The following is a 21,073-nucleotide window of genomic DNA, read 5'->3' as shown; positions in this document are numbered from 1 at the left end:
CGGCAGCGTGTGGTTGCGCGATGTCACGGTGGACGACGTGGACGCCTACGTCCGGATGCGCTGCGACCCGGTCATGATGGCCGGGCTCGGCGGGCCGTTGCCGCGGGAGGGCATCGAGGACAAGGTGCGCCGGGACGCGGAGGAAGCGGCGGCCGGCGAGTCCTGGATCAAGATGATCGTCCCCGAACCGGACCGGCCCGACGTGGTGGCGGGGTCGGTGACCGTGTGGTCCCACGACCCCGGGGACGGGCCCCTCACCGAGATCGGCTGGATGGTGCTGCCGGAGTTCCAGGGACGGGGACTGGGCAAGCGGGCGGTCCGCGCGCTGCTCGAACGGGCGTGGAGCGAGGACCGCTGGGGTGACATCCACGCGTTCCCGGCCACGAGCAACGGCCCCTCGAACGGCATCTGCCGCTCCCTGGGCTTCCGTCTGGTCGGCCAACTCGACATGCCGTTCGCGGACCGGGTCCTGCGCAGCAACCACTGGACGATCACACCGCCCGGCTCATAAGGCCCGTTGCTGATCCCTGCGGGTGAACTCCAGGCCCGACAGCCGTAGTTGATCCAGGACCGTCGCCAGCACCGGATCTCCCTCCGCCCCCGTCCGCACCGCCGCGAAGACGTGCCGGGACGGGGGCGCCCCGTCCTCCGTCGTGAGCAGCGCCAGGTCGCGGTGGACGTATGCCGGGCGGACCAGGCGGGGGACCAGCGCCACTCCCTGGCCCGCCTCGACCAGCGCCGCCAGCGCGCCCCAGTCGCTGACCGCGTGCCGGATGTCCGGGGTGAACCCGGCCGCCGCGCACACCGACCGCGCCACCGCACCCACGCAACTGCGCGCGTCCCCCACGATCCATGCCTCCGCGGCCAGTTCACGCAGGGCGACGCGCTCGCGCCCGGCCAACCGGTGGCCGGCCGGGACGGCGATGTCCATCACGTCGGTGAACAGCTCGGTGCGGCTGTAGCGGGCGTCCGTGTGCGGGGGTGCCGCCGCGAAATGCACCGCCACGGCCACATCGACCTGGCCCGCGTCCAACGCCGTGAACAGGTCCGGCGGCTCGGACTCCACCACGTCGACCCGGACCCGAGGCAGACGGTCGCCCAGCGCCCGCAGCACGCCCGGCAGCAGGCCGAGGATCCCGCTCGACAGACAGCCGATCGTCACCGACCCCCGACCGCCCTCCCCGTACGCCCCCAAGTCGGCCCGCGCCCGCTCCAGCTGGGCCGCGATGGCGTCGGCGTGAGCCAGCAGCACACGCGCCTGACCGGTCAGCCGTACGCCTCGGCCGTCCTTCTCCGTCAGAGGTACGCCCGTCTCGCGGGCCAGCGCCGCGATCTGCTGCGAGACGGCGGACGGGGTCAGGTGCAGGGCCTCCGCCGTCCTCGCCAGACTGCCCCGGCGCTGAAGCTCGCGCAGCACGGTCAGCCGGCGCAGATCGATGGTGAAGGGTTCGCTTACCTGTTCCACGGTGAAAGATTAACTGGACCTGCGCATCGGCGATCGGAAACCATCGACGCCATGACCGCCTACCTCATCCTCCACGGCTGGCAGAACCACCGGCCCGACAACCACTGGCAGCACTGGCTCGCCGACCGCCTCACCGACCTCGGCCACCACGTCACCTACCCCCAGCTCCCCGACCCCGACGACCCCGACCTCGACACCTGGCTCACCGAACTCGCCCGGCATCTCGGCCGGCTGCCCGCCACCGGAGAGCGCATCGTCATCGCCCACAGCGCCTCCGCCCTGCTGTGGCTGCACGCCGTCTCGCGCGGGCTCGTGCAGCACGGCTCCGCCGACCGCGTGCTGCTCGTCGCCCCGCCCTCCGCCTCCGTCCTCGAACACCACCCCGAGGTCGCCGAATTCGCCGCGCCCGCCCTGGAGTTCACCCTCCCCGGGCCCACCCGCCTGGTCGCCGGCGACGACGACCCGTACTGTCCCGAGGGAGCCCGCGAGACCTTCGGCGAACCGCTCGGCATCCCCGCCGACATCCTCCCCGGCGCCGCCCACCTCGACCTGGACGCCGGCTACGGCTCCTGGCCCGCCGTACTGGACTGGTGTCTGGACCCGGATGCGGCGATCACGCCTCGTCCGTAGCCGGAACCGCCCGCAACTCCGGTGTGCTCGCCCCGACGTACCCCACCGCCGCCACACACATGAGGCCGCCCGTGATCAGCGCCGTCACGCCCGAGCTCCAGCCCGCGAGGAGGCCGCCGCGCAGGTTGCCGAGGTGCGGGCCCGCCTGGCCGACGATCGTCTCGGCGGCCGTGACCCGGCCGAGCAGGGCGTCGGGGGTGCGGGTCTGGACGATGGTCGTGCGGGACAGGACGGCGAGGGCGTCCGCCGCGCCGGCCAGCGCCAGGATGCCGAGGCCGGCCCAGGCGCTGGTGGTCAGGCCGAACAGCGCGAGGGCCGCGCCCCAGGTCGCCGACGCGCACAGCATCACCGGGCCGGGCCGGGCCAGGCGGGTGACCGGGCCTGAGAAGACCGTCGCGGCGACACCGCCCACGGCGAGCGCGGACAGGAACAGGCCGAGCGTGCGCGGGTCGCCGCCGAAGCGCTCCTCGTTGACCAGCGGAAACAGGCTCACCGGCATGGACAGGACGGTGGCGGCCAGGTCGGTCAGCAGCGCGCCGCGCACCACCCGGTGGCCGGTCAGAAAGCGCAGCCCGTCCAGGACACCGTGCAGACCGGGGCGGGACTTCTCGCCCTCGGGCGGCAGCGCGGGCAGACCGTAGGCGCCGTAGAAGGACATCGAGAAGCTCAGGGTGTCCAGGAGGTAGCAGACGCCGATGCCCCACCAGCCGAGTACGACCCCGGCGACGGCCGGGCCGACGAGCATCATCGCCTGGCCGGTGACCTGCTGGAGCGCGAGACCGGCGGCCACCTGCTCCCGGGGCAGCAGGCGCGGCACGAACACGCCGGCGGCGGGCGCGCCGAGCGCGGCGAAGGAGGTCTGGGCTGCGACCAGCAGCAGGACGACGGCCACCGGCGCGTGCCCCGCGAAGCCCTGCACGGCCAGCAGCAGGGAGCAGACAGCCGAGCCGACGGTGCCCGTGAGGTAGACCCGGCGCCGGTCGGCCCGGTCGACCCAGGCGCCCGCGAACAGGCTGACCCCGACCATCGGCACCGCCTGCGCGACACCGACCGCGCCGCTCCAGATCGTGCTGTGGGTCATGTCCCAGACCTGGTACATGACGGTGACCATGGTCATGAAGGTGCCGAGCGTGGACACCGTGCGCCCGAACAGCAGCCGCCGGAAGACCGGGGAGGCGCGCAGGGGCCGTACATCGAGGAACGTACGGCTGAGGCTCATGACAGGGGGACCGGGACAGGGGCGGGCTGATGCACCCCGGGACGGTAACCGGCCGCCCCCGCCCCGGCCACCGAATATTGCTTGCCGTAGCCGAGGACCAGGCCGTGGCCGCGTGGTCCTCGGTGGCGTGACGGCCGGCGAGGCCGGCGACCGGGCGGCCGCCGCCGCCCTGACCAGGCGGTTGGCCCGACCGCCGATGCCCAGCCCGACCTGGCCGCTGGATCGCCTGACCGCTCGATGCCGCTTAAGCCGAGTCGTTCAGCAGTCGCGCCAGGTGCTCGCGGCCCGCCCCGAGCAGCTCCTCCAGCGGCGCGGCCGCCTCGTACCACCGCTTCTCGTACTCCCAGCACAGCCAGCCGTCCCAGCCGTGCCGGGAGAGGACCTCCACGCACTCCGCGAGCGGCAGGACCCCGGAGCCGAGCGCGACCGGAGTGGTGTCGTCGGCCGACGCGATGTCCTTGACCTGGACGTATCCGAGGTGCGGCGCGAGGGCCGCGTAGGTCTCGGAGGGCTGTTCGCCGCCGAGCCAGGTGTGCATGACGTCCCAGAGCGAGCCGACCTGACGGTGGCCGACCCGGCCGAGGACGCGGATCGCGTCGGCGCCGGTGCGGTGCGAGTCATGCGTTTCGAGGAGGATGCGTACGTCGAGGTCGCCGGCGTACTCCGCGGCCGTGCCGAGCCGCCGGGCGGCCGTGGCGTCGGCCTCCTCGCGGGACTGGTCGGAGGCGGCGCCGGGGAAGACGCGCACGAAGCCGGCGCCGAGGTCGCGGGCGAGGTCCAGGAGACGGTGGATCTCCTCCACGACGGGTTCGTCGTCGCCGGGGGCGGCCACGCGCGCGTACCCGGCGAGACCGAGGACCTCCACGCCCGCCGCCTTGAACTCGGCGACCGCGTCGGCCCGTTCGGCGAGCCCGATACCGGGGTGCACCGGCTCCTCCGGATGCGCGCGCAGTTCTACTCCGTGATAGCCGTGCGTGGTCGCGAGCCGTAGCACGTCGGTGAGGGGGAGGCCGGGGACACCGAGGGTGGAGAACGCCAGTTTCATGCGCCCTACTCTCACCCGGTCGAGTCGGTGAGGTCCAGTCCGGGCCGGTGGCGCGGGTGCGTGGCTGAGCCAATGGGTGGCTCAGCCACTGGGCGGATGGGCAGCTGGGTGGATCGGCCGCTGGGCTCTGCACTCGTCGACTGGCTCGGCCACGCCTTGGGCGAGTGGCTCAGCCACTCACGGGCCGGCCGACCGAGCGGCTCTCCGGTTGACCGGCCGAGCCGCTCTCCGGTTGACCGGCCGAGCCGCTCACAGGCCCGGCCCCACCTCACTCACCCGTCCCGGTCAGGTCCAGCCTCCAGTCCTGCCCGTTCAGGTCCCTGCCGAAGGAGCGGTGGGGTTTCTCGGCGGCCAGGACGAATCCGTGGCGCTGGTAGATGCGCCGGGCGGCGGCGAGGACGTCGTTGGTCCACAGGACCAGGTCGCGGTAGCCGACACCGCGTGCGAAGTCGACGACGGCCGACACCAGCCGGTCCCCGATGCCGAGTCCCCGCGCGTCGGGCTCGACGAGGAGCAGCCGTAGCCGGGCCGTGGCGGGCGCCTCGTCCCGTACGCACATGACGCACCCCACCGGCCGCCCGTCCAGCTCGGCGATCCACACCCGCTCGAGATGCGGATCGTGGTCCTCCGCGAAGTCGGCGACGATCCTGGCGACCAGTCCCTCGTAGTCGGCGTTGAAGCCGTACTCGGCGGCGTAGAGGGCCGCGTTCCGGGCCACGATCCAGCCGAGGTCGCCGGGGCCCGGCTCGCGCAGCAGGACGTCCTCGCGGCGGGGAGGGCGGCCGTCGGACAGGAGCGTACGGACGGTCCGCATCGCCTCGGAGAGCCGGGGCCGGTCGGCGGAGGGGACGGTCGCGAGAAGCGCGCCCACGGATTCGTCGGCGCGCTCGGCGAGCAGCGCGGCGGTCTCCCGGCCGCGCGAGGTGAGCGTGACCCGGCGCCGGCGCGGATCACGGGCCGAGGCCGTGCGCTCGATCAGTCCGTCCTGCTCGAACTTGTTCAGGATCCGGCTCAGGTACCCCGCGTCCAGCGAGAGTTCGGTGCGCAGGTCTGCCGCGTCGGTGCGCGGCGAGTGCGCGAGCTCGTACAGGACACGGGACTCGGTGAGGGTGTAGGGGGCGTAGAGCTGGCGGCTGTAGTCGAGGGCGCCGATGACGTTCGTGTAGAAGCGGTTGAAGGCGCGGATGTCCTGGACGGTCATGATCGGTCGACCCCCGGATACTTGACTCAGTCAGAGATATCGATGGACTGAGCGTAGAACGTCCGCGCCCACCGCGGCTACCCCTCGGTGGTGGGCGTAACGGCGGCACCTGCGCAGTCATCAAGGGTGGTACCGAAAACTCGTACCGACAGTGGTACGTTATTCCTGTACCACTTACGAGAGGATGGTGTTCGGCATGTCGATAAGCGCCAGTGAGGCAAGGAAGACCCTGTTCCCCCTCATCGAGCGGGTCAACAACGACCACACCGTCGTCGAGATCACCTCCCGGTCCGGTGATGCGGTGCTGATGTCCGCCGACGACTACCGTTCATGGCAGGAAACGGTGTATCTCCTGCGCTCCCCGGCCAATGCCGCCCGCTTGATGAAGGCGATCGCGGACTACCAGGCGGGAACGGAAACGGTCCACAAGACCATGGACGAGCTGTACGGCGCGGTGGACGGTGAGACGTGAGGGACATCCGTTTCACGTCCTACGGATGGGACGACTTCGTGTACTGGGCGACGACCGATCCGAAGATGTGCCGCCGTCTGGCGAAGGTGATCGATGACTGCCGACGCGATCCCTTCGCCGGAATCGGAAAGCCGGAACCGTTGAAGGGTGACCTGTCGGGGTTCTGGTCCCGCCGGATCAATGACGAACACCGCCTGGTGTACGCAGTCGAAGAGAAGGCCGTCGTGGTCATCAAAGCCCGCTACCACTACAGCTGACAGTGGCCAGGCGGGTCCATCGGATCCGGAGCAGCCCTGCCGCACCCGCCTCAGTCCCACCAGAACCGCCACTCCGTCCGCCCGACCAGTTCGTGCGCGTACTCCGGGAAGGGCGTCGGCGGGTCGTCCACGATGTTGTCCGCGGTGGACAGCACATGCTCGAGCGCGAGCCGCTCGGCGTCCGCCTGGTCGAGGGGCGGCCGGGCGACGGAGACATGCAGCTCACCGCCGTACGCGGCCACCACCCGGGCCCCGAATCGGTCCTCCCAGCTCCGCAACAGGGCGCCCAGCAGCGGCAACGGGCCACCGTGGGACCAGCCCATCACCGCGGGGACATCGGCGGAGCGCCGGGCCGGGACGAGGGCGAGCACGAAGGACGCCGCGAACGGCTCGGTGTACAGGAGATCGGCGACCGCACGGGCCGCCGCCTCCTCTGCTCCCGGCCCGTCGCCGCCGCCCGGGCCGGCGGGCGCGAGCCCCGGCCATCTCTCGAACGGCGGCCCCGGACCGTGTGGCCAGGGCTCGACGTCCTCCGGCAGTTCAGAGGGGCCGGGGTCGGACCAGAACGGCAGCCGCTTGCGCCGGTACTCGGCGAAGTCGGCCGCGAGGACCTCGTCGAGCCGTACGGCGTCGGCGGCGGCCGGATCCGCGGGCCGCGGAGGGTCTTTGGGCCAACACAGGTGCGGGTACAGCCCGGTGACGGCAGCCTGCCTCAGCAGATCCGCCCACAACTCCTCGGCATCGTCCGGCAGTCCGTCGGAGAACCAAACCTCCGACGGCCCCCGTTGCTCGAACCGCCCCGAAGGCAGCCCGTCGGGCAGCGAAAAGACCATGCCAGGACGATAGAAGCGGCCACTGACAACGAGCCGTGAGCCGTGAGCGAACGGCAGGCCGTGGCACGGGAGCGGTGCCTAGCATCCAGGCATGACGACAGCGACGTACGACGACCACGCGGACTGGTACAACGACTACATGTCGCCGTCCTCCGCCGGGGACTTCATCGACAGGGTGCACACCACGCTCGGGCACCTGCTGGGTCCGGGCGAGGGAATCTGCCTGGACGTCTGCTGCGGCACCGGCGCGCACGCGGCCCCGGCGGCGGCACTCGGCTGGACACCGGTCGGCGTCGACCTCTCACGCGGCCAACTCCGGCACGCGGGCCACCGGTTGCCGGTGGTGGTCGGCGACGCGACGGCCCTCCCGCTGGCCGACGCTTCGGTCCCCGCCGCGATGTGCGTCCTGGCGAGCACGGACGTCCCCGACTACGCCGCAGTCCTGAGGGAGATCGCCCGCGTACTGACCCCCGGCGGCCGGTTCGTGCACCTCGGCGTCCATCCCTGCTTCATCGGCGCGTTCGCCGACTGGAGCGACGGGACGAGGATCGTGCTGGACGAGCGGTACGCCGACCGCACCCGCACCCTCGACTCATGGAACCCGGCCGGGGTGCGCGCCCGCGTCGGCGCCTGGCACATCCCGCTGGCCGACCTGCTCAACGCCACGCTCGCGGCGGGCCTGCGCCTGGAGCTGACCACCGAGACCGGGTCGGGCGGGATCCCCAACCTGTTCGGATTCGCGGCGGTGAAGGCCCGCCACTGACCATCAGGCGGTGAAGCCCCCACGGAATCTAGGTGGACAAAGATCGCGCCGACGACAGACTGACTCGATGACCGCAACAGACACCGGCACCGACCTTCGCCTCTACCTCCAGGACGCCCGCGACTCCCTGCTCCTGAAGCTCGACGGCCTCTCCGAGTACGACGTCCGCCGCCCCCTGACCCCGACCGGCACCAACCTCCTGGGACTGGTCAAGCACCTCACCGGTGCCGAGGCGATCTACTTCGGCGAAACCTTCGGCCGGCCGCTCCCCGGGGCCCAGCCCCTGTGGATCACCGGCGCCGCCGAACCGAACGCCGACCTCTGGGCGACCCCCGAGGAGACGCGCGAGCAGATCGTCGACGGCTACCGCCGGGCCTGCGCCCACGCGGACGAGACCCTCGAGTCCCTTCCCCTGGACACCCTCGGCCGCGTCCCCTGGCCCCCGCACTCCGAGCTCACCCTCCGCCGCATCCTGATCCACATGATCGCCGAGAGCCACCGTCACGTCGGCCACGCCGACGTCGTACGCGAACTCGTCGACGGGTCGGTGGGGCAGAGGGCGGAGGGGGACAACATGGCGCCGGGGGACGGGGATTGGTGGGAGCGGTACCGGAACCGGGTGGAGGAGGCGGCGAGGAAGGCGGGCGGGCGCTGACGGCTCCCTCGAAGGCGCCGTACAGCCACCCCCAGGGGGCGTCCCCTCAAGCCCGAGGAACCCCAGAAGACCCCCGGACCATCAGCTCCCCCCGAACCGTCGCGATCCCCCCGGGCGGCGGCTCCTCCCGTCCCATCGCGATCCGCCCCGCCCGGGCCCCCGCCTCCGCCAGCGGCAACCGCACCGTCGTCAGGGCAGGCACCGCGTCGATGCTGAACGGCAGGTCGTCGAACCCGGCGACCGACACGTCGTCCGGAATCCGCAGCCCGGAGTCCCGCAGGGCCGCGCACGCGCCCAGCGCGACGGAGTCGTTCGCGGCCACGACAGCCGTCAACGACGGATCCCGCCGCAGCAGCTCCAGCGTGGCCTCGTACCCGGACCGCCGGTCGTAGCGGCCATGGACGGTCCACCGCGGGTCCTCGGTGATCCCGTGCGCCTCAAGCGCCGCCCGGTGCCCCTCCAGCCGGTGCCGGGTCGTCGTGCGCTCCTCCGGCCCCGCGATGTACCCGAGCCGCCGGTGCCCGAGCCCGATGAGGTGCTCGGTGAGTTCCTTGCCCCCGCCCCGGTTGTCGAAGGTCAGCGCGAACGCCCCGGTCTCCGGCGCCGGCGGCCGCCCGCACAGCACGATCCGCGTGCCGGCGTCCGCGAGCTTGCGCAGCTTGGCGGACATCGCGGCCTTGTGCGGCGCGTCCTCCACCGCCCCGCCCGTCAGGACGACCGCCGCCGCCCGCTGCCGCTGCAGCAGGGTGAGATACGTCAGCTCCCGCTCCGGAGAGCCCCCCGTGTTGCAGACGACCCCGAGCCGCTCACCGCCCGCGCGCCCGCCCGGCCCCCCGATCTCCGACTGGATCGCACCGGCCATGATCCCGAAGAAGGGGTCCGCGATGTCGTTCACGAGGATCCCGACCAGATCCGAGGTGGCGGCGGCGAGCGAGCTCGCCGGACCGTTGAGCACGTAGTCCAGCTCGTCCACGGCCCGCAGCACCCGCTCACGTGTGGTCGCGGCCACGGGGTAGTTCCCGTTCAACACGCGCGACACCGTCGCGGGGGAGACCTGGGCGCGGGCCGCCACGTCCGCCAGGGTCACCGTCATCTCGTCGTCCTCCGGTCGTGCGCCGCAGCGCATCTCAGTCGTACTCCGTCGTACACGCGGGCACCAAGGTCCCGGTTCCGAGCCGACCTTAAGGCCATGACGCCCAGCTGTTCGCCCCCTCGAACAACTCACCCGGTTCGCGGTCTTGTCCAGACCGCTGGTCAGAGGCTAGCTTCTTCCTAGATAGAAAGCGCTTGCTGTAACGCTCATCAGTGGAGCGTGCGCGGCGCGAACAACCGCGTACGACTCCTACGAAGGGAATGACGTGACACGCAAGACGGTGCGTATCGCCATGAACGGTGTGACGGGGCGCATGGGCTACCGCCAGCACCTCGTCCGCTCGATCCTCGCGATCCGCGAGCAGGGCGGTCTCGACCTGGGCGACGGCACGGTGCTGTGGCCCGAGCCGATCCTGGTGGGCCGCCGCGAGCACGCCCTGAAGGCGCTGGCCGAGCAGCACGGCATCGAGCACATCTCCACCGACGTGGACGCGGTCCTCGCCGACCCGACCGTCGACATCTACTTCGACGCCCAGGTCACCTCCGCCCGCCAGGAGGCGATCAAGAAGGCGATCGCGGCGGGCAAGCACATCTACACGGAGAAGCCCACCGCCACCGGCCTGGAGGGCGCCCTGGAGCTGGCCCGTCTCGCCAATGAGAAGGGCATCAAGCACGGCGTCGTCCAGGACAAGCTCTTCCTCCCCGGCCTGCTCAAGCTGAAGCGCCTCATCGACGGCGGCTTCTTCGGCCGGATCCTCTCGATCCGCGGCGAGTTCGGCTACTGGGTCTTCGAGGGCGACTGGCAGACCGCCCAGCGCCCCTCGTGGAACTACCGCGCCGAGGACGGCGGTGGCATCGTTGTCGACATGTTCCCGCACTGGGAGTACGTGCTCCACGAGCTCTTCGGCCGGGTGAAGTCCGTCCAGGCCCTCACCGCCACCCACATCCCGCAGCGCTGGGACGAGAACGACAAGCCGTACGACGCCACCGCCGACGACTCCGCCTACGGCATCTTCGAGCTCGAGGGCGGCGCCATCGCCCAGATCAACTCCTCCTGGGCCGTCCGCGTCAACCGCGACGAACTCGTCGAGTTCCAGGTCGACGGCACCGAGGGCTCCGCCGTCGCCGGTCTGCGCAACTGCCGCGTCCAGCACCGCAGCGCCACCCCCAAGCCGGTCTGGAACCCCGACATCCCCGCCACCGAGGTCTTCCGCGACCAGTGGCAGGAGGTCCCGGACAACGCCGAGTTCGACAACGGCTTCAAGGCCCAGTGGGAGCTCTTCCTCAAGCACGTCTACGCCGACGCCCCCTACCAGTGGGACCTCCTGGCCGGCGCCCGCGGCGTCCAGCTCGCCGAACTGGGCCTGAAGTCCTCGGCCGAGGGCCGCCGTTTCGACGTACCGGAGATCTCGCTGTGACCATCCGACTTCCGGACTTCAAGGGGGGATTCAGGGCCTACGAGCCCCGCAAGGAACCCTTCGCCGCCACCCCCGGCACCCCCTTCACCTCCCGTACGGTCTTCTCGGCGGCGCACGTCGTCGCCGACCCGTTCGCCGACTCCACACCGGACTCCCCGGCCGCCGTCGACTGGGACGCCACCCTGGCCTTCCGCCGCCACCTGTGGTCGCACGGGCTCGGGGTCGCCGAGGCGATGGACACCGCCCAGCGCGGAATGGGCCTGGACTGGGCGGGCGCGGCCGAGCTGATCCGCCGCAGCGCCGCCGAGGCCACGTCGGTCGGCGGCCTCATCGCCTGCGGTGTCGGCACCGACCAGCTCACCGGCCCGGCGACCCTGGACGAGGTCCGGGCCGCCTACGAGGAGCAGCTCGCCCTCGTCGAGGAGTCCGGCGCCCAGGCCATCCTGATGGCCTCCCGGGCCCTCGCGGCGGCCGCCAAGAGCCCCGAGGACTACCTCGAGGTCTACGGCCACCTCCTGCGCCAGTCCGCCGAGCCGGTCGTCCTGCACTGGCTGGGCCCGATGTTCGACCCGGCGCTGGAGGGCTACTGGGGGTCGAGCGACCTGGACGCCGCCACGGACACGTTCCTCGAGGTCATCGCGGCCCACCCCGACAAGGTGGACGGCATCAAGGTGTCGCTCCTCGAGGCGCAGCGTGAGATCGACATCCGCCGCCGGCTCCCGCAGGGCGTCCGCTGCTACACGGGCGACGACTTCAACTACCCCGAGCTGATCGCGGGTGACGACCAGGGCTTCAGTCACGCCCTGCTCGGCATCTTCGACCCGCTGGGCCCGCTCGCGGCCGAGGCGGTCCGCGTCCTGGACACCGGTGACGCCAAGGGCTTCCGCGAACTCCTCGACCCCACCGTCGAGTTGTCCCGCCATCTCTTCCAGGCACCCACCCGGTTCTACAAGACGGGCGTGGTCTTCCTGGCCTGGCTGGCCGGCCACCAGTCGCACTTCACGATGGTCGGCGGCCTCCAGTCGGCCCGCTCCCTCCCGCACTTCGCGCGCGCCTACGAACTCGCCGACGGCCTGGGCCTGTTCCCGGACCCGAAGCTGGCGGAGGAGCGGATGAAGAACCTGCTGTCCCTGTACGGGGTGAACCAGTGACCGACCTGTCCCGCTTCTCCATCAACCAGATGACGGTCAAGCAGCTGTCGATGCCGGAACTCGTCGAAGCATGCGGCCAGTTGGGCGTCGTCAACGTCGGACTGTGGCGCGAGCCCGTCCAGACGTACGGCCTCGAGGCGACGGCCAAGCTGGTCCGTGACGCGGGCCTCACGGTCACCACCCTGTGCCGCGGCGGCTTCTTCACGGCGATCGACGCGGACGAGCGGGCCGCGGCGCTGGACGACAACCGCCGCGCGGTCGACGAGGCGGCGACGCTGGGCACCGACACCCTGGTGCTGGTCTCCGGCGGCCTCCCGGCCGGCTCCAAGGACCTGCACGGCGCCCGCGAACGCATCGCGGACGCCCTGTCCGTCCTGGGCCCGTACGCGGAGGAGCACGGGGTGAAGCTGGCCATCGAGCCGCTGCACCCCATGTACGCCTCGGACCGCTGCGTGGTCTCGACGCTCACCCAGGCCCTCGACCTGGCGGAGCGCTTCCCCGCCCAGCAGGTCGGCGTCACGGTGGACACGTACCACATCTGGTGGGACGACAACGCGCCCGCGCAGATCGCCCGCGCGGGCGCCGGCGACCGTATCCACACCTTCCAGCTCGCGGACTGGACGACCCCGCTGCCGGAGGGTGTGCTGAACGGCCGCGGACAGATCGGCGACGGCGCGATCGACATGCGGGAGTGGCAGCGGTACGTCGAGGCGGCCGGGTACACGGGCGCGATCGAGGTCGAGCTGTTCAACGACGCGCTGTGGGCCCGGGACGGCCGCGAGGTGCTCACCGAGACCGCCGAACGGTTCGTGGCCCACACCCTGTGAAGCGGGGGCCGGAGGGGAATCTCGGGACTTCCCCTCCGGCCCCGTCCGAAGCCCCTACGGATTCCGGAACACCGTCGTGAACGCGCGGTCGAAGCGTCGTGCCGCCAAGTCCGCGCGCTGGATCGACCAGCGGACGGTGGCGCCCTCCAGACCGTCGATCCAGGGATTCCACTCGGCGAGCAGCACCCAGTCCGCGAGGTCGTCCGACACCGGCTCGCGACGGCCCGCTTCCGCCTCCCTCAGCGCGCAGGTCATCGCCGTCCCCACGGGGTCGGTGTCGACGGCCTCCTGGTCGGCGTACCCGCCGAGCCGGAGCCGCCCCGCGGCGGCGATGTCGTCATGGGTCTCGGCCCACACCGCGGCCAGTTCCTGGGAGCGCGGATGCCCGGGCAGCGATACCCAGCGGGGCTCCTCGGGTATCTCGACCCAGTAGTGGTACGGCAGCGAGACGTCGACCGTCGCCCTGAGCGTCTCCTGCGGGAACTGCGCGAAGACCTCCTGGTACTCGTCGTCGTTCTCGAACCAGGCCCACCCCTCCTTGTCCCGCTCCTCCACGGCGGTCCCCGCCGGGACGTACACCACGTTGCCCATGTTGTCCCCGTCGCCGAAGTTCTCGGGATAGGCGAACAGCAGCAGGTGACCGTCGGGCGGCAGCGGAAGATCCGTCGCGCCGGCGGGCAGGGCCGCGAGGTCGATGGACGCGACGAAGGGGTGGAAGGGGTGCGGTGTCCCGACCGGAAGCATCAACGGCCCTCCGAACCGCCCCACCACCGGCCCGTCCCCGTCCTCGGCCAGCGTCGCGCAGGGCCTGGCGGTGCCCATCCACCGCTCCACGTCCTCGGCGGGTATCCCGCGCGCGAGCGCCTTGTCACGGAAGGGCCCTAATCTCTCTCGCATCTCGTCAGGAGTCATGGAGGAAACCTAGGGCCGGGCACTGACAAAAAAATCCGTGGACCCGTACAACCCTTCTCCCACCTCGCCTGTCGTACTTGGCATCAGGACTCTTGGAGGGGGATCCGGGGGGATCGCGGGGGTTCTGACGGGGAGGGAAAAGCCGAAGGGGTCCGGTCGTCAGACCGGGCCCCTTCGAAGTACGTGCGTGGTGGATCCGCCGCTGATCAGCTCTTGCCGAGCAGGCGCCAGATCTGGTTCTTCTTGGTGGTCAGCGTGCTCCCGGTGTCGCAGGTCCACTGGTGGACGAGGGCGCCGGGCGCGGTGGAGACGGTGCTGACGTCGACGCACTTGCCGCTGTGCACGGCGACCAGCTGGTAGTCGTGGCTGTTGCCGAGCGCGGTCACCGCTCTCAGCGTGAACCGCTGGTTGGTGCCGTTGAGGCAGGTCCACTGCTGGACGGCGGCCCCGTCAGCCGTGGAGAGGCCGGAGACGTCCAGACACTTGCCGCTGGAGTGGTTGACCACGGTGTAGGTGTCGGTCGTGCCGGTTACGGGGTGGAAGTCGAAGATCTGCTCCTGGCCGGTGCCGCAGGTGTTCTGCTGGTACTGGGTGCCGTTGGCGGTGGACTGGGCGGGGTCTTCGAGGCAGAGCGAGCTGTGCTGGGCGACCGCGGTGGAGGAGAAGCCGGTCGAGGCGCCGATGTGCAGGCTCGCGGGGGCGAAGGAGACCTGGTCGAGGTGGGGTGCGGAGCTGGAGCGCATGGGCTGCCCGATGTCGCTGCCGCCGCCGGAGTAGACGAGACCGATGGTGGTGCCGTCGTAGTTGTAGAGCTGCGAGGCGGTGAACTTGACGCTGTTGGCGCCCTTCGCGAGGGTCACCGGGACGGTGTAGTCGTTGAACTGGTTCCAGTGCAGGGTGCTGGCGAAGTTGACGCGGGTGGCGCTGCCGCCGTTGACGCTGACGTCCGCGTGCTCGGCGTACAGGTCCGGGTTGTAGTGGTTGGAGGGCAGTTCCTCGGCGTTGGCGTAGCGCATGGTCATGGCGTAGGTGCCGGCCGTGGGCGCGTTGACGTTGAGGGTGAGGGAGTTGGCGGTTCCGTTGCCGATGCCCGTGACGACGCCGCCGTTGGCCTGGCTGTAGGTGGTGTCGGTGGCCGCGGTGCCGGTGAGGGTGCCGTTCTCGGCCTGGTAGGTGACGACGTTCCCGATGGTGACGGCGTCGGTGGCGCTGAACGGGGTGACGGCCAGGTCGTCCAGGGCCAGGGTGCCGCTGGTGCCGGTCACCTTGACCTTGTTGATGCCGCCGTTGAGGTACACCCGGTTGGTCGAGGTGGACCAGGCTGCGGTTGTCGCCCCGGAGAGGGTCTGGTCGTCGGCGGTCCGGCCGTTGACGGTGAGGCCGGCCTGGCCGGTGTTGCGGTAGCGGGTCGTCAGGTCGGCGTATCCGTCCCGTGCGGAGTAGACCCAGAAGGTCGCGGACTTGCCGGAGGTGAGGTTCACCGCGCCGGCGCCGGACTGGCCCTGGGAGGTGTAGGTGGCGGTGCCGCTGTCCGAGAGGTTGGCCTGCTCGGCCTCGTAGAGCGTGGTGCCCTGCACGGAGGCGTCCTTGTACCGCAGGTCGATCTTGTCGATGATCGCGTCACCGACGGCCGCCCCGCCGTTGTCGCCGGTGGTGGCCAGGGTGATGGTGTGGCTGCCCGCGGTGAGGTGCACGGTGGTGTCGCTGTGCCCCCACACCACCCACTGGAAGCCCACCGGTATGTCGACCCTGGTCGAGGCGCCGCCGTCGACCCGCGCGTACACGTTCGTCGGGCCCTTGACGTCAGCGTCCTTGGCGTAGCTGCTGCCGAACACCGACAGGTCGTAGTCGCCGGTGGTGGGGACGGAGACGGGGAAGGAGATCACCGTGGTCGAGTTGGTGCGCAGGCCGCCGACGTCCTTGGTGCCGGAGGTGGCGAACTTGTCGACGTGTCCGGTGGTGCCCTCGGTGTTGATGTTGTAGCCGCTGCCGCTGAGCGTGGCGTTCTCGGCCTCGTACGTGCCCGTCCAGGTGGCGTCGGAGGCGGTGGCGCTGCCGGTGCCGCCCGGGGAGACGATCACCTGGTACGCGGACATCGCGTCGAGGGCGATGGGGACGGTGATCGAGCCGTCGGAGCCCACGGCGACGTCGGCGTCGGAGAGCCGGGTCGGGGTGGCCGACGAGCCGAGGTAGCCGCTGTAGCGGTCCTGGAACACGCTGACGTGCACGGTGCTGCCGAAGACGGCGGGGTCGATGTTCTTGATGACGGTGTCGGAGGCGCCGCTGGTGCCGCCCCCGGCGAGGATGACGCGCGCCTGCTTCTTGGCCGTGTCCAGGCCGGCCACGCCCTGGAGGGTGTACGCGGCGTTGGACGCGGCGCCGGTGACCTTGACGGTGTTGCCGCCCTTCATGGAGCTGTACCAGTTGTACAGCCACCACTGGGCGTTGGGGGTGTTCTGGGCCGCGGCGGAGTCGCCGAGGTTGCCGTTGATGTTCCAGTACGGCAGGTTGCCGTCGACCTTCTCGTCCTCGAGGGCCGCGATCCACTCGACCATCTGGCCGGGGTCGGTCAGGTGGTAGCGGTGCGCGTACTCGTTGAGGTTGACGGTGATCGGGGAGGTGATCCCCGCGGCGGTCTCCGCCGCGCGGTAGGCGTCGACGGTGCTGCGGACGTCCGCCGGGCTGCCCAGGGTGTGCCAGGTCGTGATGTCGGGCAGGCAGTTGTTGGCCTTGCAGTAGCTGAGGAAGCCGCTGTAGGCGAAGGAGTTGTAGCTGGTGAGGTTGGGTCCTGCCAGTCGTGCCGCGGGCCAGATGCCCTTGATGAAGTTGTAGGTCTGGCGCCACTCCGAGTTGAAGGCGGCCAGAGTCGACGAGTTGGTGCGCATGCCGCTGAACCAGCCTATGTCGGGCTCGTTGTAGGGCACGAAGACGATGTGGCTCGCGTAGGGGCTGGCCATCGCCTGCTCGACCTGGGTCTTCATGGTCGCCTGGTAGGCCGAGTAGCTCTCGCGCTCGTAGTTGGCCCGGTAGACGTCCGTCATGTAGATGAGGATGTCCCCGCCGCCGCTGTCGGTGAAGGGCTTGGCGATCTCCAGGGCGTCCGAGCCGGGGTGCTGCTGTCCGTCCTGGTACTTGGTGTTGGTTGTCGTCAGCCCCATCCCTTCGATGAGGTTGTTCGTCGGTACGTCCGGGCCGTACAGGCCGTACAGCGCCCCGGAGGCGCCGCCCCGGAAGGCTCCGGTGGAGGTGCCCAGATCGACGGTGAGGGTGGGGGTGGCGGCGGAGGCCGGCGCTGCCATCGCGGTGGTGACGCCGGCCAGGACGGTCAGCGGGAGCAGCGTCCTGGTGATGCCGTGGAGAAGGCGTCTGGTGGTCGAGCGCCTTTGCCCGATTCGTGGCATGTCCTTACGTCCCTTCAGGGATGTGGCTGGTTGTTGCTGCGCCGGCCCCCGTGCCGGACGTGTGGGTGGGTGTCGCTCGTCGGTCAGGCGACGGTGGTGTCGGCTGTGGCCTCCGCACGGCGCTGTCGGTGGTCGCGGGCGAGCAGCAGGTAGCTGCTCGCGGTCCAGGTGTAGGCGCGGTCGCGGAGTCCCTCGCCGGTCAGCGCGTCGAAGTTCTCGGCGAAGCCGGAGGTTTCGCACAGGGCGCGGAAGCGGGCGCTGATCTCGTCCGCGAGCCGGTCGTGCCCGGCGCGGCGCAGGCCGTCCTCGATGAGGACGGTGGCGGGGGCCCAGATCGGGCCGCGCCAGTAGCCGTCGGACTCGTAGTGGGGGGAGCCGGGGTGTTCGGTCGCCAGGCCGTACGCGGTGAGGTGGGCTTCGATCCGTTCGGCCAGCCGGTCGTGGACCTTGGCGGGGAGGCGGTCGCCGAGCACGATCGGCATCAGGTCGAGCAGGCTCGCGCTCGGGGAGAGGGCTCCGCCGTGGGCCGGGCGGCTCAGGAACCGTTCGCCGTCCCACAGCTCGTCCAGCAGGGCGGCCTGGAGGGCGTCGGCTGTCTCGGTGCGGCACCTGGCGTCGTCCGCGAAGCCGAGTTCGCCGGCCAGCCGGGCCAGTTCGTCGAGCTGGAGGATCAGCGTCGCGGTGAGGTCGGCGGTGACGGCGAGGCGTCCGGGGTCGAAGGTGGTGGCGTTGTCCCAGCCGCTGTCGTTGCCGTGCTGGTAGTGGGGCAGTGCGGTGCCGGGTGCGCGCCGGGCGGTGAGCCAGAAGTCCGTCCAGCGGGTCAACCTGTCGTACGCCTGCGCCAGTTGGGCCGGGTCGAGAGGTTCGGTGAGCCGGGTGCGCAGGTGACCCAGGGCCCAGCCGTGGATGGGCGGTTTGACGAAGTTGTAGAGGACCTCGGAGTGGGTGACGGAGTCGGGGAGGGCTCCGCTCTCGTCCTGGTGGTCGAAGGGCAGCGAGAACTGGTCCCAGGCGAGACCGGGGGATCCCGGGGCCAGCGCGAGGGCGTTGAAGCAGTGGTCCCAGCTCCACACCTTGTCCATCCAGTGCTTGGACATCAGCACACCGGGCCGGGTGACCAGGCCGGCCGGGCGTACGGTCGCCGACCACAGGACGTAGGCGGCGAGTTCGGCTGCCGGAGTGTCGTCCGAGCGCCAGGGGGCGACCGTGTCGGCGAACTCGGCGAACGATCGCCGCGCGGCCTCCATGACCTCGCCGAACGCCGCCGAGGTGCGGTAGGGCCGACGTGCACTGTCGAGTTCCTCGACCGCGACCTCCCACGATCCGTCGGCCTCGCCGGCGACCGTGAGACCGCGGTCCCCGGCGCCCAGGGCCTGGGAGCCGGACACCTCGGCGACCGTGCCGGACAGCACGGTGATCCGGTAGCGGCGCCCGGTCTCGTAGGAGGTGAACGTGTGGGCTCCGTCCACCGGGTCGCGGTAGAAGTAGGTGCCGCTGAACGGGGTCAGCGCCGGTGCCGCGGCGGAAACGCGCAGCGACAGACCCGCACCGCGCAGTCGTACGGTGTCTGGCGTCTCGTAGGCGAGGTCGACGCGTCCGGCCGCGCCGGTCCAGGTCAGCAGGCCCGGTGTGGCCTCGACGCGGGTCTCGGCGCGGTCGCCCGTCGCCGCGTCGAGGGGGACCAGGCTCAGGACGGCGTGCATGCCGTTCTGGTGCGAGACGAGGTGGAGGTCCTCCGCGTACGTCTTCTCCGCCACCACGGGGGAGATGCCGAACCAGGATCCGTGGGTGCTGAAGGGTATGTCGTGGACGGAGAAGGCCGGGCCGGACGGGGCGGCGGTCATGGTGGCGGTACTCGTTTCTTGAGCGGGGATCGTCGGAGATCTTCAGGGGAAGGGCCGCGCCGCGGACGTCAGTCCTTGACGGCGCCGGCGGTCACGCCTGCGGCGACGTAGCGCTGGGCGAGGACGAGGATGACCGTGGCGGGCAGGGAGGCGACGACGGCTGTGGCCATGATGGCGTTCCACTGCTGGTTGTTGTTGCCGATGTAGTGGTAGATGCCGAGGGTGATCGGCTCGTGGGCGCCGCCGTTGGCGAGGGTGCTGGCGAAGATGAAGTCGGACCAGGACCACAGGAAGGCGAACAGGGACACGGTGACGATCGAGTTGCGGCTCATCGGCAGGACGATGGACCAGAAGGTGCGCAGGGCCCGTGCTCCGTCCATCTGCGCGGCCTGGATCAGTTCGCCGGGGATGCCGGACATGAACGCGGTGAAGATGAGGACGGCGAAGGGGACGGCCAGGGTGGAGTCGGCGACGATCAGGCCGGGCACGGACTGGAGCAGGCCGAGGTTGAGGTAGATGGCGTAGAAGCCCATCGCCATGATGATGCCGGGGATCATCTGGGCTACCAGCAGGAGGAAGCTGAGTGCGCCCCCGCCGCGTGGGCGCAGTTTGGCCAGCGCGTAGCCGGCCGGGGCGGCCAGCGCCACGGTCAGCACGACGGTGCCCAGACCGATGACGAGGCTGGTGCCGAGGTAGGGCAACTGCTGGTCCAGGACGGCCCGGTAGCCCTCCAGCGTGCCGTGGGCGGGGAACAGGTCCGGTGGGGACTTGCGCATGTCCTGGTCGCGGGTGAAGGACACGTTGAGCATCCAGTAGACCGGGAAGAGCATGACCGCGGTGAGCAGGACGCCGAGGGGCGTCTTCCACCACGTACGGCTGGTGCCTGGGTTCATGACAGCGCCTGCTTTCGCTGGACCCGCACGTAGACCAGGCCGAAGACCAGGGCGGCGACGACGAGGAGGTTGCCGACGGCGGCGCCGGGTCCGAAGGCGGGCAGCAGGTTGCCGAAGCCGAGTTGGTAGGACCAGGTGGCGAAGGTGGTGGAGGAGTCGGCCGGGCCGCCCTTGGTCATGATCCAGATGATGTCGAAGACCTTGAGGGTGTAGACCAGGCCCAGCAGCAGGGTGATGGCGGAGACCGGGCGCAGCAGCGGGAAGGTGATGCTCCAGAAGCGCCGCCAGGGGCCCGCGCCGTCGAGGGCGGCCGCCTCGTACAGGCTGGTGGGGATGGACTGCAGGCCGCTGTAGAGGACGACCAGGTTGAAGGGGACGCCGATCCAGATGTTCGCGATGATCACCGAGGTCAGCGACCAGGTCGGCGAGGTCAGCCAGTTCACCGAGTCGACACCGATGGCGTGCAGGAGGGCGTTGACGATGCCGGAGTCGCTGTTGAGCATCCACGACCAGGTGGACGCCGACACGATCAGCGGCAGCAGCCAGGGCACCAGGAACAGGGCCCTCAGGGTGGCGGAGAGCCGGAAGTGCTGGTTGAAGAAGACGGCCAGCGCCAGGCCGATGCTGTACTGGAAGACCAGGCACACGCCGGTGAACACCACGGTGTGGAGCAGGGCCGGGGCGAAGGTCGGGTCGTCGAAGACCGTGCGGTAGTTCGCCAGGCCGGTGAAGGGCGCATCGCCCTGCACGAACGAGCGCACGGTGTAGTTGCGCAGGCTCAGATCAAGGTTGCGGTACAGCGGATAGGCGTAGAACAGGGCGAGGTAGAGGGTGACCGGGGCGAGGAAGGCCCAGGCGGCCCACTGCGGGGAGGCGGGACGGCGGCGGGTCGTGGTGCGGGCCGGGGTCGGGACGGCGGTCGCCGCCCCGTTCCCGTCGCGGACCGGCAGCGCAATCGGCGCTCGTGTCGTGCGGTTCATCAACGAGCCTCTGGC

20 protein-coding genes are annotated in these 21,073 nt (G+C 70.8%); 9 read left to right on the top strand and 11 right to left on the bottom strand.

Annotated features, from left to right (window positions below; genetic code table 11):
- Positions 1-7 precede the first annotated feature (7 nt).
- Positions 8-511, top strand: coding sequence for a GNAT family N-acetyltransferase (locus tag QF027_RS18075; RefSeq protein ID WP_307075629.1), 504 nt, complete (start codon positions 8-10; stop codon positions 509-511).
- Here QF027_RS18075 and QF027_RS18070 read toward each other — a convergent pair.
- Positions 506-1,465 (bottom strand): LysR family transcriptional regulator, encoded by a 960-nt coding sequence (locus tag QF027_RS18070; RefSeq protein WP_307075626.1) that lies wholly within the window; start codon positions 1,463-1,465, stop codon positions 506-508. The two genes, QF027_RS18075 and QF027_RS18070, sit on opposite strands and share 6 nt — an antisense overlap.
- 51 nt (positions 1,466-1,516) lie before the next feature.
- Here QF027_RS18070 and QF027_RS18065 point away from each other — a divergent pair, with 51 nt between their 5' ends.
- Positions 1,517-2,095, top strand: coding sequence for an RBBP9/YdeN family alpha/beta hydrolase (locus tag QF027_RS18065; RefSeq protein WP_307075624.1), 579 nt, complete (start codon positions 1,517-1,519; stop codon positions 2,093-2,095).
- On the opposite strand, the gene QF027_RS18060 is transcribed toward QF027_RS18065, so the two are convergent.
- From QF027_RS18060 to QF027_RS18050, 3 genes are all read right to left on the bottom strand, one after another.
- Entirely contained in the window at positions 2,079-3,314 is a 1,236-nt protein-coding gene (locus tag QF027_RS18060) for an MFS transporter (RefSeq protein ID WP_307075622.1), read from the bottom strand. The two genes, QF027_RS18065 and QF027_RS18060, sit on opposite strands and share 17 nt — an antisense overlap.
- Before the next feature lie 244 nt (positions 3,315-3,558).
- The gene (locus tag QF027_RS18055; RefSeq protein WP_306980984.1) at positions 3,559-4,359 is read right to left on the bottom strand and encodes a sugar phosphate isomerase/epimerase family protein; all 801 of its coding nucleotides are present in this window, start codon (positions 4,357-4,359) and stop codon (positions 3,559-3,561) included.
- A gap of 268 nt (positions 4,360-4,627) precedes the next feature.
- Positions 4,628-5,560: a bifunctional helix-turn-helix transcriptional regulator/GNAT family N-acetyltransferase gene (locus QF027_RS18050; RefSeq protein WP_306980985.1), complete on the bottom strand. Its 933-nt coding sequence runs from the start codon at positions 5,558-5,560 to the stop codon at positions 4,628-4,630.
- A gap of 196 nt (positions 5,561-5,756) precedes the next feature.
- On the opposite strand from QF027_RS18050, the gene QF027_RS18045 reads away from it, so the two are divergent.
- On the top strand, positions 5,757-6,032 hold the full coding sequence (locus tag QF027_RS18045; RefSeq protein WP_306980987.1) for a type II toxin-antitoxin system Phd/YefM family antitoxin: 276 nt from the start codon (positions 5,757-5,759) through the stop codon (positions 6,030-6,032).
- Positions 6,029-6,289: a Txe/YoeB family addiction module toxin gene (locus QF027_RS18040; RefSeq protein WP_306980990.1), complete on the top strand. Its 261-nt coding sequence runs from the start codon at positions 6,029-6,031 to the stop codon at positions 6,287-6,289. Before QF027_RS18045 ends, QF027_RS18040 begins: the two co-directional genes overlap by 4 nt.
- 50 nt (positions 6,290-6,339) lie before the next feature.
- Here QF027_RS18040 and QF027_RS18035 read toward each other — a convergent pair whose 3' ends face one another.
- The gene (locus QF027_RS18035) at positions 6,340-7,122 is read right to left on the bottom strand and encodes a DUF4253 domain-containing protein (RefSeq protein ID WP_307075620.1); all 783 of its coding nucleotides are present in this window, start codon (positions 7,120-7,122) and stop codon (positions 6,340-6,342) included.
- 91 nt (positions 7,123-7,213) lie between these two features.
- Between QF027_RS18035 and QF027_RS18030 the strand changes: the two genes are divergently transcribed.
- Together QF027_RS18030 and QF027_RS18025 are read left to right on the top strand one after the other, a co-directional pair.
- Positions 7,214-7,885: a class I SAM-dependent methyltransferase gene (locus tag QF027_RS18030; protein WP_307075618.1), complete on the top strand. Its 672-nt coding sequence runs from the start codon at positions 7,214-7,216 to the stop codon at positions 7,883-7,885.
- 67 nt (positions 7,886-7,952) lie between these two features.
- Entirely contained in the window at positions 7,953-8,540 is a 588-nt protein-coding gene (locus QF027_RS18025) for a DinB family protein (RefSeq protein ID WP_307075616.1), read from the top strand.
- 46 nt (positions 8,541-8,586) lie between these two features.
- On the opposite strand, the gene QF027_RS18020 is transcribed toward QF027_RS18025, so the two are convergent.
- Positions 8,587-9,633 carry a LacI family DNA-binding transcriptional regulator gene (locus QF027_RS18020; RefSeq protein ID WP_307075614.1) on the bottom strand — a complete coding sequence of 349 codons (1,047 nt, stop codon included), beginning with the start codon at positions 9,631-9,633 and terminating at the stop codon, positions 8,587-8,589.
- Positions 9,634-9,898: 265 nt separating this feature from the next.
- On the opposite strand from QF027_RS18020, the gene QF027_RS18015 reads away from it, so the two are divergent.
- Genes QF027_RS18015 through QF027_RS18005 form a run of 3 tightly spaced genes read left to right on the top strand, consistent with a single transcriptional unit; the run spans position 9,899 to position 13,028 of the window.
- On the top strand, positions 9,899-11,050 hold the full coding sequence (locus tag QF027_RS18015; RefSeq protein WP_306980999.1) for a Gfo/Idh/MocA family protein: 1,152 nt from the start codon (positions 9,899-9,901) through the stop codon (positions 11,048-11,050).
- Positions 11,047-12,201, top strand: a complete 1,155-nt coding sequence (locus QF027_RS18010) for a dihydrodipicolinate synthase family protein (protein ID WP_307075612.1) — start codon at positions 11,047-11,049, stop codon at positions 12,199-12,201. The genes QF027_RS18015 and QF027_RS18010 overlap by 4 nt, the downstream gene beginning before the upstream one ends.
- A complete protein-coding gene (locus tag QF027_RS18005) occupies positions 12,198-13,028 on the top strand; it encodes a sugar phosphate isomerase/epimerase family protein (protein ID WP_307075610.1) in 831 nt (276 codons plus the stop codon). The genes QF027_RS18010 and QF027_RS18005 overlap by 4 nt, the downstream gene beginning before the upstream one ends.
- Positions 13,029-13,082: 54 nt before the next feature.
- Here the strand turns inward: QF027_RS18005 and QF027_RS18000 are convergent, their stop codons facing one another.
- The 5 genes from QF027_RS18000 to QF027_RS17980 all read right to left on the bottom strand — a co-directional run bounded on the left by QF027_RS18000 (position 13,083) and on the right by QF027_RS17980 (position 21,058).
- Entirely contained in the window at positions 13,083-13,940 is an 858-nt protein-coding gene (locus QF027_RS18000) for a DUF1963 domain-containing protein (RefSeq protein ID WP_307075608.1), read from the bottom strand.
- Between the two features lie 206 nt (positions 13,941-14,146).
- On the bottom strand, positions 14,147-17,341 hold the full coding sequence (locus QF027_RS17995) for an RICIN domain-containing protein (protein WP_306981008.1): 3,195 nt from the start codon (positions 17,339-17,341) through the stop codon (positions 14,147-14,149).
- Positions 17,342-17,424: 83 nt separating this feature from the next.
- On the bottom strand, positions 17,425-19,185 hold the full coding sequence (locus QF027_RS17990) for an amylo-alpha-1,6-glucosidase (RefSeq protein ID WP_306981011.1): 1,761 nt from the start codon (positions 19,183-19,185) through the stop codon (positions 17,425-17,427).
- A 68-nt stretch (positions 19,186-19,253) separates the two neighbouring features.
- Positions 19,254-20,078, bottom strand: a complete 825-nt coding sequence (locus QF027_RS17985) for a carbohydrate ABC transporter permease (RefSeq protein WP_307075606.1) — start codon at positions 20,076-20,078, stop codon at positions 19,254-19,256.
- Positions 20,075-21,058, bottom strand: a complete 984-nt coding sequence (locus QF027_RS17980; RefSeq protein ID WP_307075604.1) for a carbohydrate ABC transporter permease — start codon at positions 21,056-21,058, stop codon at positions 20,075-20,077. Before QF027_RS17980 ends, QF027_RS17985 begins: the two co-directional genes overlap by 4 nt.
- Positions 21,059-21,073: the final 15 nt, after the last annotated feature.

The organism is Streptomyces canus (assembly GCF_030816965.1).
Taxonomy (GTDB): domain Bacteria; phylum Actinomycetota; class Actinomycetes; order Streptomycetales; family Streptomycetaceae; genus Streptomyces; species Streptomyces canus_E.
This window is presented reverse-complemented; position numbering and strand designations above follow the sequence as displayed.

Coding starts and splice junctions, on each gene's coding strand:
- QF027_RS18065 (WP_307075624.1), top strand. CDS start 1,517: ATGACCGCCTACCTCATCCTCCACGGCTGGCAGAACCACCGGCCCGAC.
- QF027_RS18060 (WP_307075622.1), bottom strand. CDS start 3,314: ATGAGCCTCAGCCGTACGTTCCTCGATGTACGGCCCCTGCGCGCCTCC.
- QF027_RS18055 (WP_306980984.1), bottom strand. CDS start 4,359: ATGAAACTGGCGTTCTCCACCCTCGGTGTCCCCGGCCTCCCCCTCACC.
- QF027_RS18050 (WP_306980985.1), bottom strand. CDS start 5,560: ATGACCGTCCAGGACATCCGCGCCTTCAACCGCTTCTACACGAACGTC.
- QF027_RS18045 (WP_306980987.1), top strand. CDS start 5,757: ATGTCGATAAGCGCCAGTGAGGCAAGGAAGACCCTGTTCCCCCTCATC.
- QF027_RS18035 (WP_307075620.1), bottom strand. CDS start 7,122: ATGGTCTTTTCGCTGCCCGACGGGCTGCCTTCGGGGCGGTTCGAGCAA.
- QF027_RS18030 (WP_307075618.1), top strand. CDS start 7,214: ATGACGACAGCGACGTACGACGACCACGCGGACTGGTACAACGACTAC.
- QF027_RS18025 (WP_307075616.1), top strand. CDS start 7,953: ATGACCGCAACAGACACCGGCACCGACCTTCGCCTCTACCTCCAGGAC.
- QF027_RS18020 (WP_307075614.1), bottom strand. CDS start 9,633: ATGACGGTGACCCTGGCGGACGTGGCGGCCCGCGCCCAGGTCTCCCCC.
- QF027_RS18000 (WP_307075608.1), bottom strand. CDS start 13,940: ATGACTCCTGACGAGATGCGAGAGAGATTAGGGCCCTTCCGTGACAAG.
- QF027_RS17995 (WP_306981008.1), bottom strand. CDS start 17,341: ATGCCACGAATCGGGCAAAGGCGCTCGACCACCAGACGCCTTCTCCAC.
- QF027_RS17990 (WP_306981011.1), bottom strand. CDS start 19,185: ATGACCGCCGCCCCGTCCGGCCCGGCCTTCTCCGTCCACGACATACCC.
- QF027_RS17985 (WP_307075606.1), bottom strand. CDS start 20,078: ATGAACCCAGGCACCAGCCGTACGTGGTGGAAGACGCCCCTCGGCGTC.
- QF027_RS17980 (WP_307075604.1), bottom strand. CDS start 21,058: ATGAACCGCACGACACGAGCGCCGATTGCGCTGCCGGTCCGCGACGGG.